At 64.7% G+C, this 19177-nt stretch carries 21 protein-coding genes and 1 other RNA gene; 10 read left to right on the forward strand and 12 right to left on the reverse strand.

The annotated features are described in order from the left end of the window. The first annotated feature begins 1 nt into the window (after position 1). Both R2N03_RS16685 and rnpB read left to right on the forward strand, forming a co-directional pair. On the forward strand, positions 2–787 hold the full coding sequence (locus R2N03_RS16685; protein ID WP_428984424.1) for a DUF3025 domain-containing protein: 786 nt from the start codon (positions 2–4) through the stop codon (positions 785–787). 38 nt (positions 788–825) lie between these two features. Beyond that, positions 826–1168, forward strand: an RNA gene (gene rnpB, locus R2N03_RS16690) — RNase P RNA component class A. 1 nt (position 1169) lies between these two features. Here rnpB and R2N03_RS16695 read toward each other — a convergent pair. Beyond that, positions 1170–1616 carry an OsmC family protein gene (locus tag R2N03_RS16695; protein ID WP_316658873.1) on the reverse strand — a complete coding sequence of 149 codons (447 nt, stop codon included), beginning with the start codon at positions 1614–1616 and terminating at the stop codon, positions 1170–1172. Between the two features lie 698 nt (positions 1617–2314). Here R2N03_RS16695 and rplM point away from each other — a divergent pair. The 5 genes from rplM (at position 2315) to erpA (ending at position 5096) form a co-directional block, all read left to right on the forward strand. Further along, positions 2315–2743, forward strand: coding sequence for a 50S ribosomal protein L13 (gene rplM / locus R2N03_RS16700; RefSeq protein ID WP_316658874.1), 429 nt, complete (start codon positions 2315–2317; stop codon positions 2741–2743). A gap of 12 nt (positions 2744–2755) precedes the next feature. Then, positions 2756–3148, forward strand: coding sequence for a 30S ribosomal protein S9 (gene rpsI, locus R2N03_RS16705; RefSeq protein ID WP_004633190.1), 393 nt, complete (start codon positions 2756–2758; stop codon positions 3146–3148). Between the two features lie 230 nt (positions 3149–3378). After that, complete coding sequence (locus tag R2N03_RS16710) at positions 3379–4134, forward strand: DUF6776 family protein (RefSeq protein WP_316658887.1); 756 nt, start codon at positions 3379–3381, stop codon at positions 4132–4134. A 41-nt stretch (positions 4135–4175) separates the two neighbouring features. Next, positions 4176–4580, forward strand: coding sequence for a bactofilin family protein (locus R2N03_RS16715; protein ID WP_316658888.1), 405 nt, complete (start codon positions 4176–4178; stop codon positions 4578–4580). A 141-nt stretch (positions 4581–4721) separates the two neighbouring features. Next, positions 4722–5096: an iron-sulfur cluster insertion protein ErpA gene (gene erpA / locus R2N03_RS16720; RefSeq protein ID WP_316658889.1), complete on the forward strand. Its 375-nt coding sequence runs from the start codon at positions 4722–4724 to the stop codon at positions 5094–5096. Positions 5097–5164: 68 nt separating this feature from the next. Here the strand turns inward: erpA and R2N03_RS16725 are convergent, their stop codons facing one another. Beyond that, complete coding sequence (locus R2N03_RS16725) at positions 5165–6325, reverse strand: anhydro-N-acetylmuramic acid kinase (protein WP_316658890.1); 1161 nt, start codon at positions 6323–6325, stop codon at positions 5165–5167. Between the two features lie 200 nt (positions 6326–6525). On the opposite strand from R2N03_RS16725, the gene tyrS reads away from it, so the two are divergent. The 3 genes from tyrS to R2N03_RS16740 are packed head-to-tail and all read left to right on the forward strand — an operon-like array spanning position 6526 to position 9014. Next, entirely contained in the window at positions 6526–7797 is a 1272-nt protein-coding gene (tyrS, locus tag R2N03_RS16730) for a tyrosine--tRNA ligase (protein WP_316658892.1), read from the forward strand. Next, entirely contained in the window at positions 7794–8306 is a 513-nt protein-coding gene (gene dtd, locus R2N03_RS16735; protein ID WP_316658894.1) for a D-aminoacyl-tRNA deacylase, read from the forward strand. Before tyrS ends, dtd begins: the two co-directional genes overlap by 4 nt. Before the next feature lie 27 nt (positions 8307–8333). Beyond that, positions 8334–9014 (forward strand): histidine phosphatase family protein, encoded by a 681-nt coding sequence (locus tag R2N03_RS16740; RefSeq protein ID WP_316658895.1) that lies wholly within the window; start codon positions 8334–8336, stop codon positions 9012–9014. Here R2N03_RS16740 and R2N03_RS16745 read toward each other — a convergent pair. From R2N03_RS16745 to R2N03_RS16790, 10 genes are all read right to left on the reverse strand, one after another. After that, positions 9011–9727, reverse strand: a complete 717-nt coding sequence (locus R2N03_RS16745; protein WP_316658896.1) for a queuosine precursor transporter — start codon at positions 9725–9727, stop codon at positions 9011–9013. The two genes, R2N03_RS16740 and R2N03_RS16745, sit on opposite strands and share 4 nt — an antisense overlap. Positions 9728–9751: 24 nt before the next feature. Further along, positions 9752–10825, reverse strand: coding sequence for a Holliday junction branch migration DNA helicase RuvB (ruvB, locus tag R2N03_RS16750; RefSeq protein WP_316658897.1), 1074 nt, complete (start codon positions 10823–10825; stop codon positions 9752–9754). Between the two features lie 64 nt (positions 10826–10889). After that, a complete protein-coding gene (gene ruvA / locus R2N03_RS16755) occupies positions 10890–11471 on the reverse strand; it encodes a Holliday junction branch migration protein RuvA (RefSeq protein ID WP_004635578.1) in 582 nt (193 codons plus the stop codon). Between the two features lie 99 nt (positions 11472–11570). After that, positions 11571–12710, reverse strand: a complete 1140-nt coding sequence (locus R2N03_RS16760; RefSeq protein WP_316658901.1) for a glycerophosphodiester phosphodiesterase — start codon at positions 12708–12710, stop codon at positions 11571–11573. Between the two features lie 78 nt (positions 12711–12788). Then, entirely contained in the window at positions 12789–13334 is a 546-nt protein-coding gene (ruvC, locus tag R2N03_RS16765; protein WP_004635567.1) for a crossover junction endodeoxyribonuclease RuvC, read from the reverse strand. 83 nt (positions 13335–13417) lie between these two features. Then, a complete protein-coding gene (gene purH / locus R2N03_RS16770; protein WP_316658902.1) occupies positions 13418–14992 on the reverse strand; it encodes a bifunctional phosphoribosylaminoimidazolecarboxamide formyltransferase/IMP cyclohydrolase in 1575 nt (524 codons plus the stop codon). A gap of 96 nt (positions 14993–15088) precedes the next feature. Beyond that, a complete protein-coding gene (locus R2N03_RS16775; RefSeq protein ID WP_004635563.1) occupies positions 15089–15322 on the reverse strand; it encodes a Fis family transcriptional regulator in 234 nt (77 codons plus the stop codon). Continuing rightward, positions 15319–16386 (reverse strand): tRNA dihydrouridine synthase DusB, encoded by a 1068-nt coding sequence (gene dusB / locus R2N03_RS16780; protein WP_316658904.1) that lies wholly within the window; start codon positions 16384–16386, stop codon positions 15319–15321. The genes R2N03_RS16775 and dusB overlap by 4 nt, the downstream gene beginning before the upstream one ends. Positions 16387–16560: 174 nt before the next feature. Beyond that, positions 16561–17781, reverse strand: coding sequence for a UbiH/UbiF/VisC/COQ6 family ubiquinone biosynthesis hydroxylase (locus R2N03_RS16785; protein WP_428984425.1), 1221 nt, complete (start codon positions 17779–17781; stop codon positions 16561–16563). Beyond that, positions 17781–19160 (reverse strand): aminopeptidase P N-terminal domain-containing protein, encoded by a 1380-nt coding sequence (locus R2N03_RS16790; protein ID WP_316658907.1) that lies wholly within the window; start codon positions 19158–19160, stop codon positions 17781–17783. Before R2N03_RS16790 ends, R2N03_RS16785 begins: the two co-directional genes overlap by 1 nt. Positions 19161–19177 lie beyond the last annotated feature (17 nt).

A 19177-nucleotide genomic window follows, 5' to 3' on the forward strand; every position in this document is an offset into this window, starting at 1 on the left:
GATCGAGGGTCTGGGGGCGATCGACTGGAGCCACCCTGCGTTTGCGCCGCTCGCACAGATCGGCGCGCCCATCGCCGACGCGATTGCGCTCGGTGTCGATCTGCGGGCGGCGCTGAATGCGCATCCTGCCACACAGGCGATCTGCACATCCGGTGGCCATGCCTTGTGCTTCATCCCGCAAGACATGCTGCCTGCGGACACCGCTTATGAAACGCACATCGCCACCACGGGCGAAGTGCCGACGCGAGATAATCTCCACGATCTGTTCAACGCGCTGATCTGGCTGCATTGGCCGCGTGCGAAGGCGGCGCTCAACGCGCGGCAGGCGCGGGTCATCATGCACGATGGCGTCGGCGCCGCCCGCGGCACGGTGCGCGATGCCGCCACGCTGTTCGACGAAAACGCGCTCATCTTCCTGCACACCGACGACGCTCCCGAGCGCCACCTGACCGGCTTCGACTGGCAGCGGCTGTTTGTTCAGGGAAGGGACCGGTGGGGAACCTCGTGCGCGGTGCTGCCGTTTGGTCACGCCTTGCTGGAAAAGCTGGTCGCCCCTTACAAGTCGATCACCGCGCACGCGTGGCCGGTCCGCGTCGCCACGCTGCAAGCCGATCGGGTATCGCTTGACGCGTCGCTGGCCCAGATGCTGCTGCACACCGAACTGACGCCCCGCGACTTTCGTCCGCTGCCGGTCATGGGGATACCCGGCTGGTGCGCTGCGAACTGGGACGCCGCCTTCTATGCCGACACGGCCGTCTTTCGCGCGGGCCGCCGAAAGGCTGTGTAAGCGGCCGGGCCTCGAATGGTGCTAGACTCGCGCCTCGCGAAGCGGACCAGACAATCGCTGCTTCCGCCGCCTCGCGCGCGCGGAAGGGGAGGAAAGTCCGGACTCCATAGAGCAGGGTGATGGCTAACGACCATCCACGGTGACGTGCGGAATAGGGCCACAGAGACGAGTCTTCGCCCCGGCTTCGGCCAGGGCGAAGGGTGAAACGCGGTAACCTCCACCCGGAGCAATCCCAAGTAAGCAGGCGACGAAGCGGCTCGCTGAGTCTGCGGGTAGGGAGCTTGAGCCGGCTGGCAACAGCCGGTCTAGAGGAATGGTTGTCACGCCGCCAGGTTTCGGCTTGGCGGCGCACAGAATCCGGCTTATCGGTCCGCTTCGCTTCTTATTCCGATGCCGTCGGCTGCGCGGCCAGATCTACCAGTTCCAGCGAGTGCGTGATCTCGGCCGTCTTGGCCAGCATGATCGACGCCGAGCAGTACTTCTTGTGCGACAGCTGGACCGCACGCTCGACGGTTTCCCGCTTCAGGTTGCGCCCCGTCACCGTAAAGGTGAAGTGAATGCGCGTGAAAACCTTCGGGTCGGCTTCGGCGCGGTCGGCATGCAGCTTGACGCTGCAGCCCTGCACATCCTGGCGCCCGCGCTTGAGGATCAGCACCACGTCATACGCGGTGCAGCCCCCGGTGCCCAGCAGCACCATTTCCATGGGGCGCGGCGCGAGATTACGGCCCCCGCCATCGGGCGCGCCGTCCATCGTCACGAGGTGGCCGCTGCCGGTTTCCGCCAAAAATGCCATCCCTTCCGGGCCGGTCCAGCTGACTGTGCAATCCATGTCCAATCCTTATGCAGATGTCGACCGGGGCCGACGAAGAGCCACATTGTAGCGACCGGCCCCTGGTCTCGCAGGCTGGTTAGGGTGAATTCGGCTTGACAATGGTGCCCGTGCAAAAAGGTGCAACCCGTGAATTGCGCACCGAAATGGCACCGCATCTGGAGGAAAACTTCTAGGTCGCCGCATCCGGTGTGCCATGGTTTAAGCATAAGCTATTGATTCGTATGAAAATAAACGGCTGAGCTACGCTCCAATCTGCATTCCGTATTACGAAACACAATTTCGCAGTGCAAATTCCCTTGCGCATGCCCCACAAATGGGTATAATTTGCACCATTGGATCGGCCGATGTGGTGCAACCCGCCAAGTCGACGATCAGCAGGTGTCTCCTCCACCCTCCTCCTTTGGTGGATTCAAACCCAAGCTCACCAGCTTGGGTTTTTTTTCGCCTGTCCGGCCGAGGTGTGCCTTTTTCCTTGTGTCAAGGGTTCTGGGCGGGGTAGAATCGAAATCTTTTCCGGATTGCCCGCGGGAAAGAATCCAGAGAGCCCGCACCAACAAGCGGGAAGGCGGGCCGGCGATGACCTCGCATGGGGTTGCGCAGGCGTCCGCAAGACGATCCGTTCGTGAGCAGTCTGAACGTGAGTTCTCAGCACGATACGGGTCCACTCGGGCACTGACTCAATATTTGGAAAAATCATGAAGACCTTTTCCGCAAAGCCCCATGAGGTGAAGCGCGATTGGTACGTGATTGACGCGACGGACAAGGTCCTCGGGCGTGTCGCCAGCGAAGTGGCACACCGACTGCGCGGCAAGCACAAGCCCGAATTCACTCCGCACGTCGATACCGGCGATTTCATCATCGTCATCAATGCGGCCAAGCTGCGTGTGACGGGCGCCAAGACGACCGACAAGAAGTACTATCGCCACTCGGGTTACCCGGGCGGTATCTACGAAACGACGTTTGGCAAGATGCAGCAGCGTTTCCCGGGCCGCGCCCTGGAGAAGGCTGTGAAGGGCATGCTGCCAAAGGGTCCGCTGGGCTACGAGATGATCAAGAAGCTGAAGGTTTACGCTGAAGGCTCGCATCCGCACGAAGCTCAGCAGCCGAAAGCGCTGGAAATCTAAGGGGCCTAATCCATGATCGGAAACTGGAACTATGGCACCGGCCGCCGCAAGAGCGCTGTGGCACGTGTCTTCATCAAGTCCGGCAAGGGCGACATCATCGTCAACGGCAAGGCCATCAACGAGTACTTCGCTCGTGAAACCTCGCTGATGATCGTGCGCCAGCCGCTCGAGCTGACCAACCACGCAGCGACGTTCGACATCAAGGTGAACGTGGTGGGTGGCGGCGAAACCGGCCAAGCCGGTGCCGTGCGTCACGGTATCACCCGCGCCCTGATCGATTACGATGCAACGCTCAAGCCCGCCCTGTCGAAGGCCGGTCTGGTGACGCGCGATGCACGTGAAGTCGAGCGTAAGAAGGTTGGTCTGCGCAAGGCCCGCCGCGCCAAGCAGTTCTCGAAGCGTTAATTCGTTTCCTGCTGCTTTCGCAAAAAACCACACCCTAGGGTGTGGTTTTTTGTTTTGAGCGCTCCAATCAAACGGTGTGATGTTTTCGGCTCGTCGCTTACCCTTTGCAACAGCTTCGACATGTCGCCGAGACTACAATCCACACTCTGTCAGCGTTCGAGACGTATGATGCAATCCGCTGTTCTGCCTAATCCGATTCTGATTCGCCGTGCGGGTCGGGAGGGTGCCGCGTGAAGGCGCGCCGTCTGCTGCGTCGTGCTTCGGTGCTCGCCCCGAATGTCACGGTGCGTTCGCGCCTGCCGTGGCCAGTGACCATCTTGATGATCGCGGTGGTGTTGGGGCTGGCCGCAGCGGCGGCTCTGTGGGCCTTCGAGGAAGGACGCCGCCTGACGGGGTCCCACGACAGTGACCTGCGTGCTATGAACCGCGAACTGTCCGCCAGGCTGGCTGCCGTCCAGGCCGAGCGCGACAAGCTGTCCGCGTCCGCCGGCACCGTGGACGCCCGTCTGAGCATGGCTGAGGGCGCGCAGGCGCAGATGGCCGAGCAACTCAAGGCACTGGAGGCCGAAAACGCACAGTTGAAGGAGGATTTGGCCTTTTTCGACAGCTTGCTGCCCGCGCCTACCAACACCGCCGGCATTTACGTGCGCAGCTTCCGCATTGCACCGGACGAGGCCCAGCCGACCCGCTTGCACTTCCGCGTGCTGCTGATGCAGGGCGGCGGCAAGGCCTTCGCACCGGTCTCCGAGTTTGAGGGGCAGCTTGCGCTCAAGCTGAATGTGGTGCAGGGAGGCAAACCTGCTACGATCGATTTCCCGGGTCCGTCCAACGGCGGAACGGCGGCGCAGGCAGTACGCGTCAAGCTGACGCACTACCAACGTCTCGAAGGGACGGTGGATGTGCCTCCCGGCACGACGGTGCAGTCGGTGATGGTGAAGGTGCTGCAGAACGGCAAGATCAAGGCGAGCCAGAGTTTTTCCATCTGACGGGCATGCCCGCTCGGATCCTGCATGAATAGGAGTCGACGATGCTGTTTGGCAAAAAGAAGGGACTGGCAATCGAAACCCTGCTGGGCGCCCACACCAAGCTCGAGGGCGATCTTCGTTTCTCCGGCGGGCTGCGGATTGACGGTGCCATCAAGGGAAACGTCTACGGCGATCCGGACAAGCCCAGCATGCTGGTCGTCACCGATACGGCGCGTATCGAAGGTGAGGTGCATGTCGGACACCTGATCCTGAATGGCACCGTGGTTGGGCCCGTGCATGTGGCCGAGCTGCTCGAATTGCAGCCGAAAGCGCGTATCGAGGGCAACGTGCAGTACGCCGCACTGGAGATGCATCAGGGTGCTGTCGTCATGGGTACGTTGGCGCACTCGGTACCGGGCGATGTGAAATTGCTGCCCAATCTGAAGCTGGCGTCCAATCAGGACTGAGTGCCGAGCACGCCTGTCGACCGCTGTGGCCGTTGCTGGCACACCGCACAATAGCCTCTTGAAACCTGGGGCTTCGGCACGATTTGCAGCTTGCGCTTAAAATACGTGCAGGTTTTGAGACGTTCCCACAGGAGATTTTCCATGAACGCAGTCGCGCAGGCAGCCACGCCCGATGTGAACGAGGTTCCGGCTCCGCTGGTCTTTACCGACAGCGCTGCGGACAAGGTCAAGCAACTGATTGAAGAAGAAGGTAACCCGGAGTTGAAGCTGCGCGTGTTCGTGCAAGGCGGCGGGTGCTCGGGCTTCCAGTATGGCTTCACCTTTGATGAGGATACGAACGAAGACGACACGACCATGACGAAGAATGGCGTGACGTTGCTGATTGATTCGATGAGCTACCAATATCTGGTGGGCGCCGAGATCGACTACAAGGAAGACATCAGCGGCGCGCAATTCGTCATCAAGAATCCGAATGCCTCGACCACTTGCGGTTGCGGCTCTTCGTTCTCGGTCTGACGATTCATTGCAGGCAAAAAAAGCGCACTCCGGTGCGCTTTTTTGTTGCCTGCTCGGATCTGCGCGATCTAGGCGGGATAGATGGTTCCGAGCACGCGAGGCCCCGCGGCGCCGGTCGCATGATGAAGATTGCCCGGCTCGCGGCGCACGCATTGGCGGGCGAGCCACGCGAACGCCAGTGCCTCGACTTGATTGGCCGGCACGCCAAACTTGTCGCTGGGTGCGATGTCGACACCGGGCAACTGCTCGGAGAGGCGCGCCATCATCGCGCCGTTGCGTGCGCCTCCGCCACAGACCACCAGCGACTTTGCAAGGGGCGCATGGCGGCGCACCGCGCTCGCGATGGTATCGGTCGTCAGGGCGAGCAGCGTCGCTTGCACGTTCTGGGGGCGCAGACGTGCGAGCGCTTCGCCGGCCTGGTGTTTCAGCCAGGCAGGGTTGAACAGGTCGCGGCCGGTGCTCTTGGGCGGTGGCAGATCGAAGAAAGGCTCGCTGCACAGGCGGGCAAGCAGGGTCGCGTCGACGTCGCCGGTGCGCGCCCAGGCGCCGTCGCGATCGTAAGCCTGTCCGTGGTGCGTGTGGACCCAATGGTCCAGCAGCGCATTGCCGGGGCCGCAATCAAAACCGAGCACGGAATCGCGTGCGTCCGAGGCTTGCGGTGGCAGCACCGTAAGGTTCGCGATGCCGCCGATATTGCAGACCACCTGCCACGCATCGGGCTGCCCGAACAACGCGCGGTGCACGGCAGGCACCAGCGGGGCGCCCTGTCCTCCAGCGGCAACATCGCGGCTGCGGAAGTCAGCAATGACGTCGATGCCCGTGCGCTCTGCCAGCACGGCGGCGTGTTGCGTCTGGCGCGTGTAGCCGAGGCCATCGTGGGCTCCCGGCTGATGGCGAATGGTCTGGCCGTGCGCGCCGATGGCACGGATCTCCCGCCGGATGCAGCCGCTTTTCTTGAGCAACTGTTCGACGCATTCCGCGTACAGGCTGGCGAGTGCATTCGCCGCGAGGGCCTCGCGGTGGATCTCGTCGTGGCCGGCCTGCTGCAGATCGAGAAACGCCCGCCGCAGGTCAGGCGGAAACGCCACGTAAGCGTCCGCGACCAATACCGGGTGGGCGCCGGAGAAGTCGACGAGCACGCCATCGACGCCATCCAGGCTGGTGCCTGACATCAGGCCGATGTAGAGCTCGCTATGAGAGTGAGGGACGGTCGTCATGCGCGTGAGCATACCAGCGGCAGCGGCCGAGCAGGACCCGTGCAGGGCGTGTCGCGAGGGGTCCTTTGGGCGGGACGACGCATCACGGTAAAATCGCGGGATCGCGCACGGACGACCATGTCGTCCATCGCGCACGCCTGTTTCCCGATTGTTGACTTCTCGTCCGCGCCGCCGGCCTTTCTGGTCAGCGCGTGGTCACCATTCTTTTTGCCATGACCGCATCCGACGCCTCCACTGCCCCCGCCGCTGACCACACTACGCAGGGCAAGACGAAGTATCCGATCACGCCGGAGGTGCTGCACGCGATGGAAGTCTCGCTGCGCGGCTGTGACGAACTGCTGATCGCCTCGGAGTGGGAGCAGAAGCTGGCGCGCAGTGCTGCCACGGGCGTGCCCCTGCGCATCAAGCTTGGCCTGGACCCGACCGCGCCTGACATCCACATCGGCCACACCGTGGTGCTGAACAAGCTGCGCCAACTGCAGGATCTCGGTCATCAGGTGATCTTCCTGATCGGCGATTTCACCTCCACGATTGGTGATCCGTCCGGCCGCAACGCCACGCGCCCGCCGTTGACGCGCGAGCAGATCGAGGCCAATGCGCAGACGTACTACCGCCAGGCCAGCATGGTGCTGGACCCGAGCAAGACCGAGATCCGCTACAACAGCGAATGGTGCGACCCGCTCGGCGCGCGCGGCATCATCCAGCTCGCCGCCAGGTACACCGTCGCCCGCATGATGGAGCGCGACGACTTCACCAAGCGCTACAAGGCCGGCGTGCCGATCTCCGTGCACGAATTCCTTTACCCGTTGATGCAGGGTTACGACTCGGTCGCGCTCAAGTCGGACCTGGAACTGGGCGGCACCGATCAGAAATTCAACCTGCTCGTGGGCCGCGAGCTGCAGAAGGAATATGGCCAGGAGCCGCAGTGCATCCTGACGATGCCGCTGCTGGTGGGCCTGGACGGCGTCGAGAAGATGTCAAAGTCCAAGGGCAACTACGTTGGTATCAGCGAGGCGCCGAACGACATGTTCGGCAAGCTGATGAGCATTTCCGACGACCTGATGTGGACGTACTACACGCTGCTGTCGTTCCGCCCGCAGGCCGAAATCGACATGATGAAGGGCGAGATCGCGCTGGGCCGCAACCCGCGCGATTGCAAGGTCCTGCTGGCGCAGGAGATCGTCGCGCGCTTCCACAGCCAAGCCGACGCGGAGCGCGCGCTGGAAGACTTCAACCACCGCGCGCGCGGTGGCGTGCCCGACGATATTCCGCAGATCGAGCTGTCCGGCGCGCCGCTGGGCATTGCGCAACTGCTCAAGCAGGCGGGCCTGTGCCCGTCCACGTCGGAGGCCAACCGCAACATCGAGCAGGGTGGTGTGAAGATCGATGGCACCGTCATCAGCGACAAGGCACTGAAGGTTGAGGCGGGCACGTTCGTGATACAGGTTGGCAAGCGTCGCTTTGCGCGCGTGGTGCTGAAGTGATCGGGCTGATCCAGCGTGTCTCGCAGGCTGCCGTGCGGGTGGAGGGTCGCGTAGTCGGCGAGATCGGTCCGGGGCTGCTCGCGCTGGTCTGTGCCGAGCGCGGCGACACCCCCGCCGAGGCCGATCGCCTGCTCGAGAAGCTGCTGAACTATCGCGTGTTCTCCGATGCACAGGGCAAGATGAACCTGCCGGTGCGCAACATCGATGGCAACGGGCAAGCGGGCGGTCTGCTGGTGGTGTCGCAGTTCACACTGGCGGCGGATACCAAGTCTGGCACACGCCCGAGCTTTACGCCGGCAGCGGCCCCCGAGGATGGCCGCCGGCTGTACGAGCACTTCGTGACGCGTGCCCGCGCGCAGCACGCCATCGTGGCCACGGGTGAGTTTGGCGCGATGATGCAGGTCTCCCTCGTCAACGATGGCCCAGTCACGTTCTGGTTGCAGGTGTCGCCGCAAGCCGCATCGTCTTCGACCAAGGCGGCCAGGGCGGAAGCCTCCCCATCTGTCTGACTGCTCAGACGTGTTCAGGAACCCGTGATGCCTCGCGCCGCCGCCGTCCCCATGCCGATTCCGCAAATCACCCATATCGTGCTGGTCCGCCACGGCGAGACCGACTGGAACCGCGAGCGCCGCCTGCAAGGCCAGCTCGACGTGCCGCTGAATGCGCAAGGTCAGGAGCAGGCCGCGCAACTGGGCAAGGCGCTCGCCCGCGAGCCGTTCGACGCGGTCTACGCGAGCGACCTGTCGCGCGCCAGGCAGACAGCGCAGGCCCTAGCTGACGAGATCGGTATCACTGTGCGCGACGATGCTGGCCTGCGCGAGCGTTGCTATGGACAGTTCGAGGGGCTGACCTACGCTGAAGTCGCCGAGCAGCATCCGGCCGAATTCGAGGCGTGGCAGAGCCGCGTTCCCGAGTTTGCACCGCCCGGTGGCGAGACACTCACCGCATTCCACGAGCGCGCCGTGGAAACCGCGCTGCGCCTGATCCGCCGCCACCCCGGCGAGCGCATTGCCCTGGTCAGCCATGGCGGTGTCCTCGATTGCCTCTACCGCCACGCCAATGCGATGACGCTCACCGAGCCGCGCCAGCATGAGCTACGCAATGCCAGCATCAACCGGCTCTCGTCGGACGGTCATCAATTGACCGTGGTGCAATGGGGGGACGTCACGCACCTCGATCTGCTGGTGCTCGACGAGGTCGACCGGCGCGTGCCTTAGACCTTCAGCTTGAACGGCGTGAAATCGGTGTCGCGGTCGTAATAATCTTCGTGCTCGACGCGCTTGAGGAAGGCGACGACGCGGTAGGTGAGCGGCGTCGCCACCACCTCCCAGCCGGTCTTCAGAATGTATTGCGCGATGGCCACGCGCAGCAATTGCTGGTGCGGCCAGATGCCGTAGAAGGCGATTACGTAGAAGAGCGACGAATCCACTGCCTCGCCCACCACCGTGGACCCGATGAGCCGTGTCCACAGCCACTTGCCTTCACTCCAGATCTTCATCTTCGCCAACGTGTAGCTGTTGGCGAAGCTGCCGCTCCAGAAGGCAATGAGCGAACCGGCCACGATGCGCGGCGTGTTGCCGAACACATCGTTCAGGCTCTTCTGGTATCCGGCCATGAACGGCGCGACCGGCAGCGCCAGCACCACCAGCGACATGAACGACGCAAAGATGAGCGCGGCAAAGCCGGCCCAGACCACGCGACGGTCACGTCCGTAGCCGTACACCTCGGTGAGGATGTCGCCGAAGATGTATGAGATCGGGAAGAACAGCACGCCCGCGCCAAAGGTGACGGGCCCCAGGACCGGCAATGTGACCTGAGCCGCCTTGGCCGCGCCGATGAGGTTCGAGCACAGCAGCACCGTGACAAAGGCTGCCATGACGAAGTCGTAGTAGCGGTAGGTGCGGTTGGGATGGTGTGGGGCGGCGGACATGTCGGGGGCGGTCCGGGTGAGTGGTTATTGGCTATCGTTCCAGAGATCGCGGACCGGGCCGCTCTTGGGGGCGCCCAGCCCGAAGTGCTGGTACGCGGACGCCGTGGCGACGCGCCCGCGAGGCGTTCGCTGCAGATAGCCCTGCTGGATCAGATATGGCTCAAGCACGTCTTCGATCGTGTCGCGCTCTTCGCCAATCGCGGCTGCGAGGTTGTCGATGCCGACCGGGCCGCCGTTGAACTTGTGCAGGATCGCTTCGAGCAGCTTGCGGTCCATCAGATCGAAACCCACCGCGTCCACATCGAGCATGGCGAGGGCGGCGTCGGCCACCTCGCGCGTGATGACGCCATCAGCCTTCACCTCGGCGTAATCGCGCACGCGGCGCAGCAGGCGGTTGGCGATACGCGGCGTCCCGCGCGAGCGCTTGGCGATCTCCAGCGCGCCGTCTTCGGCAATGCGCGCATTGAGCAGCCCCGACGAGCGCGTGACGATCTTCGCCAGTTCGGCAGGCGTATAAAACTCAAGCCGCGCGACGATGCCGAAGCGGTCACGCAGCGGGTTGGTCAGCATGCCGGCGCGCGTGGTGGCGCCCACCAGCGTGAACGGCTGCAGATCGAGTTTGACCGAGCGCGCCGCCGGGCCCTCGCCGATCATGATGTCGATCTGGTAGTCCTCGAGCGCCGGGTACAGGATTTCTTCCACCACGGGCGAGAGCCGATGGATCTCGTCGATGAAGAGGACGTCGTTGGCTTCGAGGTTCGTGAGCAGTGCGGCCAGGTCGCCCGGGCGCTCTAGCACGGGGCCGGAGGTCTGGCGCAGGTTGACGCCCATCTCGCGCGCAATGATGTGCGCCAGCGTCGTCTTGCCCAGGCCCGGCGGGCCGAACAGCAAGACGTGGTCCAGCGCCTCGCTGCGGTTTTTTGCCGCAGTCATGAAGATGTCGAGTTGGCCGCGCACCTTTTCCTGGCCGACATATTCGTCGAGCAACTTGGGACGCAACGCGCGCTCGAAGGCCTCCTCGTTGGGCGAGACAGGGGCGGCTGAGATGATGCGCTCAGCAGAAACAGCCTTGGCGGCGAGCTTATCGGTTTCGATCATGACGGGCGGATGGCGCCGGGAAGGCGCGAGCAGGCCATTCTACCGTCTTGCCGCTTCCTGAGCGTCAGCCCTTGGAGAGCGCCTTGAGCGCCAGCTTGATGCCTTCGGAGACGCCCGTACCGGCCGGCACCTGCTTGATGGCGAGCGCCGCTTCCTTGTCGGAATACCCCAGGGCCAACAGGGCATTGAGCACGTCGACCGCATCGTCCGAGACGGCGGGGCCGCCGGGTACTGTACCCAAGTCGGCGCCCAGCTTGCCTTTAAGCTCCAGCAGCAGGCGCTCGGCCGTCTTCTTGCCGATCCCCGGGATGCGCGTCAGCCGCCCGGCTTCCTGCAGCGTGACGGCCTGCGCGAGTTCGGCCACCGACATGCCCGACAGCACCGCCAGCGCGATGCGCGCGCCGATGCCGGAAATTTTGATGAGCTGGCGGAAGGTTTCACGCTCGGCCGCCGTGCCGAATCCGTAGAGCAGATGGGCGTCCTCACGCACGATCTGCTGGGTCAGCAGCACGACTTTTTCGCCGGTGGCGGGCAGGTTGTAGAACGTGCTCATCGGCACGTCGATCTCGTAGCCGACGCCGTGGCAATCGACCAGCAGGTGCGGCGGGTTCTTTTCGATCAGCGTCCCGGCGATGCGTCCGATCATGGGTGGGGTTCCTCGTCCAAAACGGGACGCAGTGTAGCCCAAACCTTCTGCGAGACCCGATCCGGGGTCGGCCGCTCGCTACGGATTGATGCGCGAAAACTAACGCTGGAAGGTCGATACGGCTTGCCGCCCGACAGCCGGGTCATCGGTGAAGAAGCCGTCGACGCCCGCACGCAGGAACGCCTGGATTTCCGTAATCGAGCCGTTGACGTTGCGCGTGTTGTCGGCGCCGCTGCGCAGCGACGGCGGCAAGAAGGTGTTCTCGGGGCGGAATGTGTACGGGTGGACGATCAGCCCGGCGTCGTGCGCGTTGCGGATCAGGTCGGTCGGGTCAGTGAGTCGGCCGTTGGCATCCAGGCCCATGATGCTGTTCTTGTCAGGGCCGACACCATTGGCATACGCGGCGATGTCGCGCATGCCTTGGCTGGTCATCATGTCGCCGAAGGTGCGGCTGTCTTTGGCGACCACAAAATCGTAGGGCTGCCGGTTGGATGTGCCCATCAGTTGCACGAGCTTCCAGTTGGGTTGGCTGCTGCCGATCTTGTTGCGAATCGCCTTGAGGTTGGCGACTTCGAACGACTGGATGTAGACCGTGGTGCGGCTGGCCGTAAAGGCGTCGCGGCGCAGGCCGTCGATCAACCTGTCTTCGAGCGGCAGGCCGATCGACTGGAAATACGTCGGGTGTTTCGTTTCCGGATAGATGCCGATGTTGCGGCCGAGCCTGGCGGATTGGTCCCGCGCCAGCGCGATGATCTCGTCGAGCGTGGGGATGTCGAACTGGTCGTTGTAGGCGACGTTGTCGGGGCGGATGCTCGGGATGCGCTCGCGTGCGCGCAGCGTTTTCAGTTCCCCCAGCGTGAAGTCTTCGGTGAACCAGCCGGTGACACTCTGGCCGTCGATCGTCTTGGTGGTCTTGCGGCCGGCAAACGCTGCCACGTCGGCCACGTTGGTCGTGCCGGAGATTTCGTTCTCGTGGCGCGCAACCAGCACGCCGTCCTTGGTGGAGACGAGATCGGGCTCGATGATGTCGGCGCCATCGTCGATGGCCTTCTGGTACGAGGCCAGCGTGTGCTCGGGCCGCAGTGCAGGCGCACCGCGATGGCCGATCACCTGGACGGTGGCGATGGGCGTGGTGTTGCCCCCGCCGCCGTCGCCGTGGTTGTATTCCAGCCGGCAGGCCGACAAGGCCAGGGAGGCGCTCAAGACGAACGGGCTCAGCAGGATGAGACGGCACAGCATCGGAGGCTCCTGAAGACGGATACCCGCATGGTAGTCGCCGTGTATGCGCGCAGCTACCCGTCGTCCTTAAGAATCCTGTCAGCCGACGAGGCGCCCGCGCCGCACGCGCAAGCCCTTTTGCGCAAGCTGCGGCGCCAGCCCGGCCATGGCGGCCAGTGTCTCGCCGCCGTGCGCATGACAGATGGCCACGCCCAGCGCGTCGGATGCATCGGCACCGGGTTTGCCTTCGAGGTTGAGCAGGCGCACGACCATTTCCTGCACCTGGTCCTTGTTGGCGCGGCCGTAGCCGACCACGGCCTGCTTCAGTTGCAGCGCGGTGTATTCGAACACGGGCAGGTTGCCGCTCATCAGACCGCAGATCACTGCGCCGCGGGCCTGGCCCAGCAGCAGCGTCGATTGCGGGTTGACGTTGACGAACACCTTTTCGATGGAAGCGCAGTCCGGCCGGTATGTGCTCACCAGTTCAGAGACCCCGTCGTACAGCGTCTTCAGGCGGCTGGGCAGATCGGCATTGCCGTTGCTCTTGATCGTGCCCGAGGCCACGTAGACGAGCTTGTGGCCGTGCCGTTCGAGCACGCCGAAACCCGTGGTGCGAAGGCCGGGATCGATGCCGAGGATGCGCATGAAATGGAGCGGAGCAGAAAAGAAAAACGGGGCAGGCGCCAGTCTACGCCTTGCCCCGCTGATCGGTCGAACGACCGCGCCGTTTAGTGGCGGAAGTGGCGCGTGCCCGTGAAGATCATCGCCACGTTGCGCTCGTCGGCGGCGGCGATCACTTCATCGTCGCGCACCGAGCCGCCCGGCTGGATCACGCACGAGGCGCCCGCATCGACCACCACGTCCAGGCCGTCGCGGAACGGGAAGAACGCATCCGATGCCACAGCCGAACCGGCCAGCGTCAGGCCGGCGTTCTGCGCCTTGATGCTCGCGATGCGGGCCGAGTCCACACGGCTCATCTGGCCGGCGCCCACGCCCAGCGTCATGCCGCCGCCGCAGAACACGATGGCGTTCGACTTGACGAACTTGGCGACGCGCCAGGCAAACATCAGGTCGTCCATTTCCTTCGGCGTCGGGTGGCGCTTGGTGACCACGCGCAGCTCGCTCGGCTGCACGTTCTTGGCATCTGGGCTCTGCACCAGCAGGCCGCCGCCAACGCGCTTGAAGTCATACGCGTTCACGCCCTTGCCGAGAGCAATCTCCAGCACACGCACGTTTTGCTTGGCAGCAAACACCGCACGCGCGCCTTCCGAGAAGCCCGGGGCGATCAGCACTTCCACAAACTGCTTGGCGACGATCTGCGCCGCGGCTTCATCCAGCGGCACGTTGAAAGCGATGATGCCGCCGAAGGCCGAGGTCGAATCGGTCTTGAAGGCCTTCTCATACGCTTCCTGCGCGGTACCGCCGATGGCCACGCCGCACGGGTTGGCGTGTTTGATGATGACGCACGCGGCGCCTTGGGCCGCATCGAACGACTTTACGCATTCCCACGCGGCATCGGCGTCGGCGATGTTGTTGTACGACAGCTCCTTGCCCTGCAGTTGCGTGTAGTTGGCGAGCGCGCCGTCCACGACCTTCAGGTCACGGTAGAACGCGGCGGACTGGTGCGGGTTCTCGCCGTAGCGCATTTCCTGCACCTTGTCGAAGGCCAGGTTCAGCGTTTGCGGATAGGCGCTGCGCGTGCTGTGCGACTTGTCGGCGCCAAGGCTCGTCAGGTAGTTGGTGATGGCGCCGTCGTACTGCGCGGTGTGTGCGAACACCTTCTTGGCCAGCATGAAGTTGGTCTCGTAGCCAACCGTGTTGTTGTTGGCCTGCATTTCGGCCAGCACGGTGGCGTAGTCGGCCGGATCGACGATGACCGTCACATCACGATGGTTCTTGGCCGCCGAGCGCAGCATGGTCGGGCCGCCGATGTCGATGTTCTCGATGGCGTCGGCCAGCGAGCATTCGTCCTTGGCCACCGTCTGCTGGAACGGGTACAGGTTCACCACCAGCAGGTCGATGGTCGGGATGCTGTGCTCGGACAGGGCGGCCATGTGTTCGGGCAGGTCGCGGCGGGCCAGGATGCCGCCGTGCACTTTCGGATGCAACGTCTTGACGCGGCCGTCGAGCATTTCCGGAAAGCCGGTGTAGTCCGCCACTTCCGTCACGGGCAGGCCGGACTCGGCGAGCAGCTTGGCGGTGCCGCCGGTGGAGAGGAGCTTGACGCCGCGCTCGTGCAGGGCACGGGCAAAGTCGACGATGCCGGTCTTGTCGGAAACGGAAAGCAGGGCTTGCTGGATCATGGTGGAAACGCCGGAGGGCGGGTGTGGCGCTGGGTTTGCCAAACTGGCAGGAGGCGCCGTCAGAAAGGAAATCGGTTCAAAGGCCGGCCTGCGACCTCAGATGAGGCCGTGCTGCTGCAACTTCTTGCGCAGCGTGTTGCGGTTGATGCCGAGGTAGTCGGCCGCCTGCGACTGGTTGTTGGAAGCCCATTCCATCACGGTTTCCAGCAGCGGCCGTTCAATGGCCTGCAGCACCATGTCGTAGACGTTGGACGGGTTCTCGCCGTCCAGGTCGCGGTAATACGCATCCAGGCTGTCGCGGATGCAACGTTCGATCGGGTTGCGGCTCATGCGGCAAGCAGTTCCTTGTTGTTGTCGTTGTTGCCCGTCGTGGGGTGGCCGCCACCGGTGGTCTGGTCTTCGTAGACCAGACGGTCGGACAGTGCACGCTGCTCGTCGAAGAACGCGTTGACGGCCGCCAGTTGGGCCGCGGTGTCTTCGATGGTGTTCATGCGGTGGCGGAACAGGTTGGCCCCCGCCAACCCGCGCGTGTACCAGGCGATGTGCTTGCGTGCGGTGCGCACGCCGGTGTATTCGCCATAGAACGCGTAGTGCTCTTCCAGATGCGCATTCATGATGCCGCGAATCTCTTCGACTTCCGGTGCGGGCAGCAGCGTGCCGGTCTGCAGGAAGTGGGAAATCTCGCGGAACAACCACGGGCGCCCCTGCGCTGCGCGGCCGATCATGATGGCGTCGGCGCCCGTCACGGCCAGCACGTGCTTGGCCTTGGCCGGCGTGGTGATATCGCCGTTGGCCACCACCGGAATGCGTACCGACGCCTTGACCGCGGCGATGGTGTCGTATTCCGCTTCACCGTGATACAGATCGGCGCGCGTGCGGCCGTGCACGGTCAGCATGCTGATGCCGGCGTCCTGTGCAATGCGCGCCACGCTCAATGCGTTGCGGTGTTCGCGATCCCAACCGGTGCGGATTTTCAGCGTGACGGGCACACGATCGCCCACCGCACCCACCACCGCCTCGACAATGCGCTGGACCAGCGGCTCGTTCTGCAGCAGCGCAGAGCCGGCGGCCACGTTGCACACCTTCTTGGCCGGGCAGCCCATGTTGATGTCGATGATCTGCGCACCGCGATCGACGTTGTAGCGTGCGGCCTCGGCCATCATCATCGGCTCGGCGCCGGCGATCTGCACGGCGATCGGCTCGACCTCGCCCGTGTGGTTGGCGCGCCGCATCGTCTTCTCGCTCTTCCACAACTGCGCGTTGGACGCGACCATCTCCGACACCGCGTAGCCCGCGCCCAGCCGTTTGCACAGCTGGCGAAACGGGCGGTCCGTTACGCCCGCCATGGGCGCGACGAACAGGTTGTTGCGAAGGGTATGGGGTCCGATCTGCAAGGTTGCGAGAAGAAGCGGCTTGGAAGAAACGAAAAAATACCCCCTCCGCCCAGGGCGGATTGACCGAGCGGGCGAAGCGACGGGAGTCAAAAATGCGAGGACGGGATTTTACCGCCAAACCGCCAGATTGCCTAAATGTTGTGCACAAACTATGCGGCGGTGCGGCGCCACGCGCTAGCCCCGTTGTCCGAACATCATCTGCCGTGCCAGCCCATGCTTGAGCGGCGGCAGGCATTCCAGCAACGTCAGCGCCGCCCCGCGCAGGTGGCCCAACGGCCGGCCCGGCAGCGCGAATGCGCGCGGCAGCAGATCGGTCAGGCCGATGGTGACGGCGCGGTCGAAGGCGCGTTCACGGGCAAAACGCGCCAACGCTGCCGGGGTGGCGCCATCGCGCAGCGCGCGCGCCATCTCGAATGCATCGCGCAGGCCCAGGTTGAAGCCCTGGCCGGCCACGGGGTGGATGGTCTGCGCCGCATTGCCGATGGCCGCGACACGTCGGTCGACCGGCACGCGCTGCGCGTGCAGGCCCAGCGCGAACGTGTGGCGCGGGCCCACATGGGTGAACCGGCCCATGCGCTCACCGAAGGCGGCGCCGAGTTCAGCAAGGAAGGCATCGTCCGGCAGCCCTGCGCGGCGACGGGCTTCGTCTGGCGAGCAGCACCAGACAAGCGCGTAGCCGGGACCCTGGGCGTCGTCCTGCGGCAGCAGCGCAAGCGGGCCCTCTGGCGTGAAGCGTTCCCACGCCCAGCCTTCGAGCGGCGCGCTGCAACGCACGTGCGCAACGATGGCGGTCTGGCCGTAGTCGCGGCGGCGGGCGTGCGATAGGCCGCCTGCCTGCCTGCGCGTGTCATCGAACAGGCCCCCTTCGGCCTGGATGACGACCTCGGTTTCCACGGCCAGCGGATGCCGCCCTTCGCGCAACGCCCGCACGCGCGCGGGGGCAATGCTGCCGTCGGCGCGCGGGAGTTGTTCGACGCGCTCGACCGGCGTGTGGTCGTAGCGGATGAGGCGGTTCGGGCGACGCTGCATCTGCGCGGTGAGTGCAGCGTTGAGCGCGGCGCTCAAGTCGCCGTACTGCACGACATGGCCAAGTGCGGGGATGTCGTAATCCTCGCGGCGGATGTGCGCCTGCCCGAAGTGGCCGCGCTGCGAGACGTGAATGTGCGTGATGGGCGTAGCACGCGCAGGCCAGCCGCCGATCGCCTGCAGGAGCACGCGAGAGCCGTGCGAAAGCGCCAGCGAACGCGGGTCACGCGCGGCGGACTCGGCATCGCGCGCATCGAACAGGGCGATGCGCCAGTCCGTGTCGCGCAGCAGCCAGTTGGCGAGGGCCAGCCCGACTGGCCCGGCACCGACGATGGCGACGTCGAAGTCCGAAGCCACAGTGGTGTCCATCACGCTTGCCCTCGCATGATGGCTTCGATGTCGCTTGCGGTGACGGGCACGTCGCGCGTGATCAGCTCGCAGCCGTTGGGCGTGACGATGGCGTCGTCTTCGATGCGGATGCCGATGTGCCAGTAGCGCTCCGGCACGCCGGGCGCGGGGCGCACGTAGATCCCGGGTTCGATCGTGAGCACCATCCTGGCTTCCAACGGACGCCACGGGCGCTCTCCGTCAGCCGGGGCGGACGTGCCCGGCGTGCGGTATTCGCCAACGTCATGGACGTCCATGCCAAGCCAGTGGCCGGTGCGATGCATATAGAACTGGCGGTACTGGCCACCGGCGATGACGTCATCGAGCGTGCCAACCTGGTTCGCATCGAGCAGGCCGGTGTCGAGCATGCCCTGCGCCAGCACGCGGGTCGCGGCGTCGTGGGGCACGTTGTACGGAACCCCCGGGCGTGTTTCGGCGATGGCAGCCTCCTGCGCGGCCACCACGAGGTCATACAGCTCGCGCTGTGCGCCGGTGAAGCGACCATTCACGGGGAAGGTGCGCGTGATGTCCGATGCGTAGCCATCGAGCTCGCAACCGGCGTCGATCAGGCAGAGGTCGCCGTCGCGCAGCTCGGCGTTGCCGGCCCGGTAGTGGAGCACGCAGGCGTTGGGCCCCGTCGCAACGATGGAGTTGTAGGCAACGCTCTGCGCACCGTGGCGGCGGAATTCGTAGAGCAGCTCGGCTTCGAGGTGATATTCGCGCATGCCGGCGCGCGACGCCTGCATGGCGCGCACGTGCGCGCCGGCAGAGATGCTCGCGGCACGACGCATGATGTCGAGTTCGCCGGGATCCTTGAACAGGCGCATCTCGTCAAGGATCGCGCGCACATCGAGTGCCTGGTGCGGCGACGAGACGCCCGCGCGGCCCTGCACGCGCACGGTGTCGAGCCAGCGGCGCATGCGCCGGTCGAACATGCCCGACTCGGCCAGCGGATAGGCGACCGCCGCTGCATTGGCGAGCAGCTTGGGCAGCGTCGTGTCGATCTCTTCCACGGAATGGGCTTCGTCGAGGGCGAACGCCTCCCTGGCGGCTTCGGGGCCAAAGCGGAAACCATCCCAGATTTCGCGCTCTTCATGCTTCGGACGGCAGAACAGGACGCTGCGCGCCGGTCCATCGCCGGCCGGCACCACGACAGCGAGTACCGCCTCGGGCTCGGTAAAGCCGGTCAGGTAATAGAAATAGCTGTCATGCCGATAGGGGTAGTCGCTGTCCCGGTTGCGCATGGCTTCTGGCGCGGTCGGCACGATCGCCACGCCGCCGCCCGCCGCGCGCAGCCACTGCGCGACGCGCTCGCGGCGCTGCCGATAGGTCTGGAGGAAGGCGAGTTCAGTAGCGGACATGGCGTGCATTCGGACTG

The organism is Ralstonia condita, from assembly GCF_958405655.1.
GTDB classification, from domain to species: domain Bacteria; phylum Pseudomonadota; class Gammaproteobacteria; order Burkholderiales; family Burkholderiaceae; genus Ralstonia; species Ralstonia condita.

Coding starts and splice junctions, on each gene's coding strand:
- R2N03_RS16695 (WP_316658873.1), bottom strand. CDS start 1,616: ATGGATTGCACAGTCAGCTGGACCGGCCCGGAAGGGATGGCATTTTTG.
- rplM (WP_316658874.1), top strand. CDS start 2,315: ATGAAGACCTTTTCCGCAAAGCCCCATGAGGTGAAGCGCGATTGGTAC.
- rpsI (WP_004633190.1), top strand. CDS start 2,756: ATGATCGGAAACTGGAACTATGGCACCGGCCGCCGCAAGAGCGCTGTG.
- R2N03_RS16715 (WP_316658888.1), top strand. CDS start 4,176: ATGCTGTTTGGCAAAAAGAAGGGACTGGCAATCGAAACCCTGCTGGGC.
- erpA (WP_316658889.1), top strand. CDS start 4,722: ATGAACGCAGTCGCGCAGGCAGCCACGCCCGATGTGAACGAGGTTCCG.
- R2N03_RS16725 (WP_316658890.1), bottom strand. CDS start 6,325: ATGCTCACGCGCATGACGACCGTCCCTCACTCTCATAGCGAGCTCTAC.
- tyrS (WP_316658892.1), top strand. CDS start 6,526: ATGACCGCATCCGACGCCTCCACTGCCCCCGCCGCTGACCACACTACG.
- R2N03_RS16740 (WP_316658895.1), top strand. CDS start 8,334: ATGCCTCGCGCCGCCGCCGTCCCCATGCCGATTCCGCAAATCACCCAT.
- R2N03_RS16745 (WP_316658896.1), bottom strand. CDS start 9,727: ATGTCCGCCGCCCCACACCATCCCAACCGCACCTACCGCTACTACGAC.
- ruvB (WP_316658897.1), bottom strand. CDS start 10,825: ATGATCGAAACCGATAAGCTCGCCGCCAAGGCTGTTTCTGCTGAGCGC.
- ruvA (WP_004635578.1), bottom strand. CDS start 11,471: ATGATCGGACGCATCGCCGGGACGCTGATCGAAAAGAACCCGCCGCAC.
- R2N03_RS16760 (WP_316658901.1), bottom strand. CDS start 12,710: ATGCTGTGCCGTCTCATCCTGCTGAGCCCGTTCGTCTTGAGCGCCTCC.
- ruvC (WP_004635567.1), bottom strand. CDS start 13,334: ATGCGCATCCTCGGCATCGATCCCGGCCTTCGCACCACGGGTTTCGGC.
- purH (WP_316658902.1), bottom strand. CDS start 14,992: ATGATCCAGCAAGCCCTGCTTTCCGTTTCCGACAAGACCGGCATCGTC.
- R2N03_RS16775 (WP_004635563.1), bottom strand. CDS start 15,322: ATGAGCCGCAACCCGATCGAACGTTGCATCCGCGACAGCCTGGATGCG.
- R2N03_RS16785 (WP_428984425.1), bottom strand. CDS start 17,781: ATGGACACCACTGTGGCTTCGGACTTCGACGTCGCCATCGTCGGTGCC.
- R2N03_RS16790 (WP_316658907.1), bottom strand. CDS start 19,160: ATGTCCGCTACTGAACTCGCCTTCCTCCAGACCTATCGGCAGCGCCGC.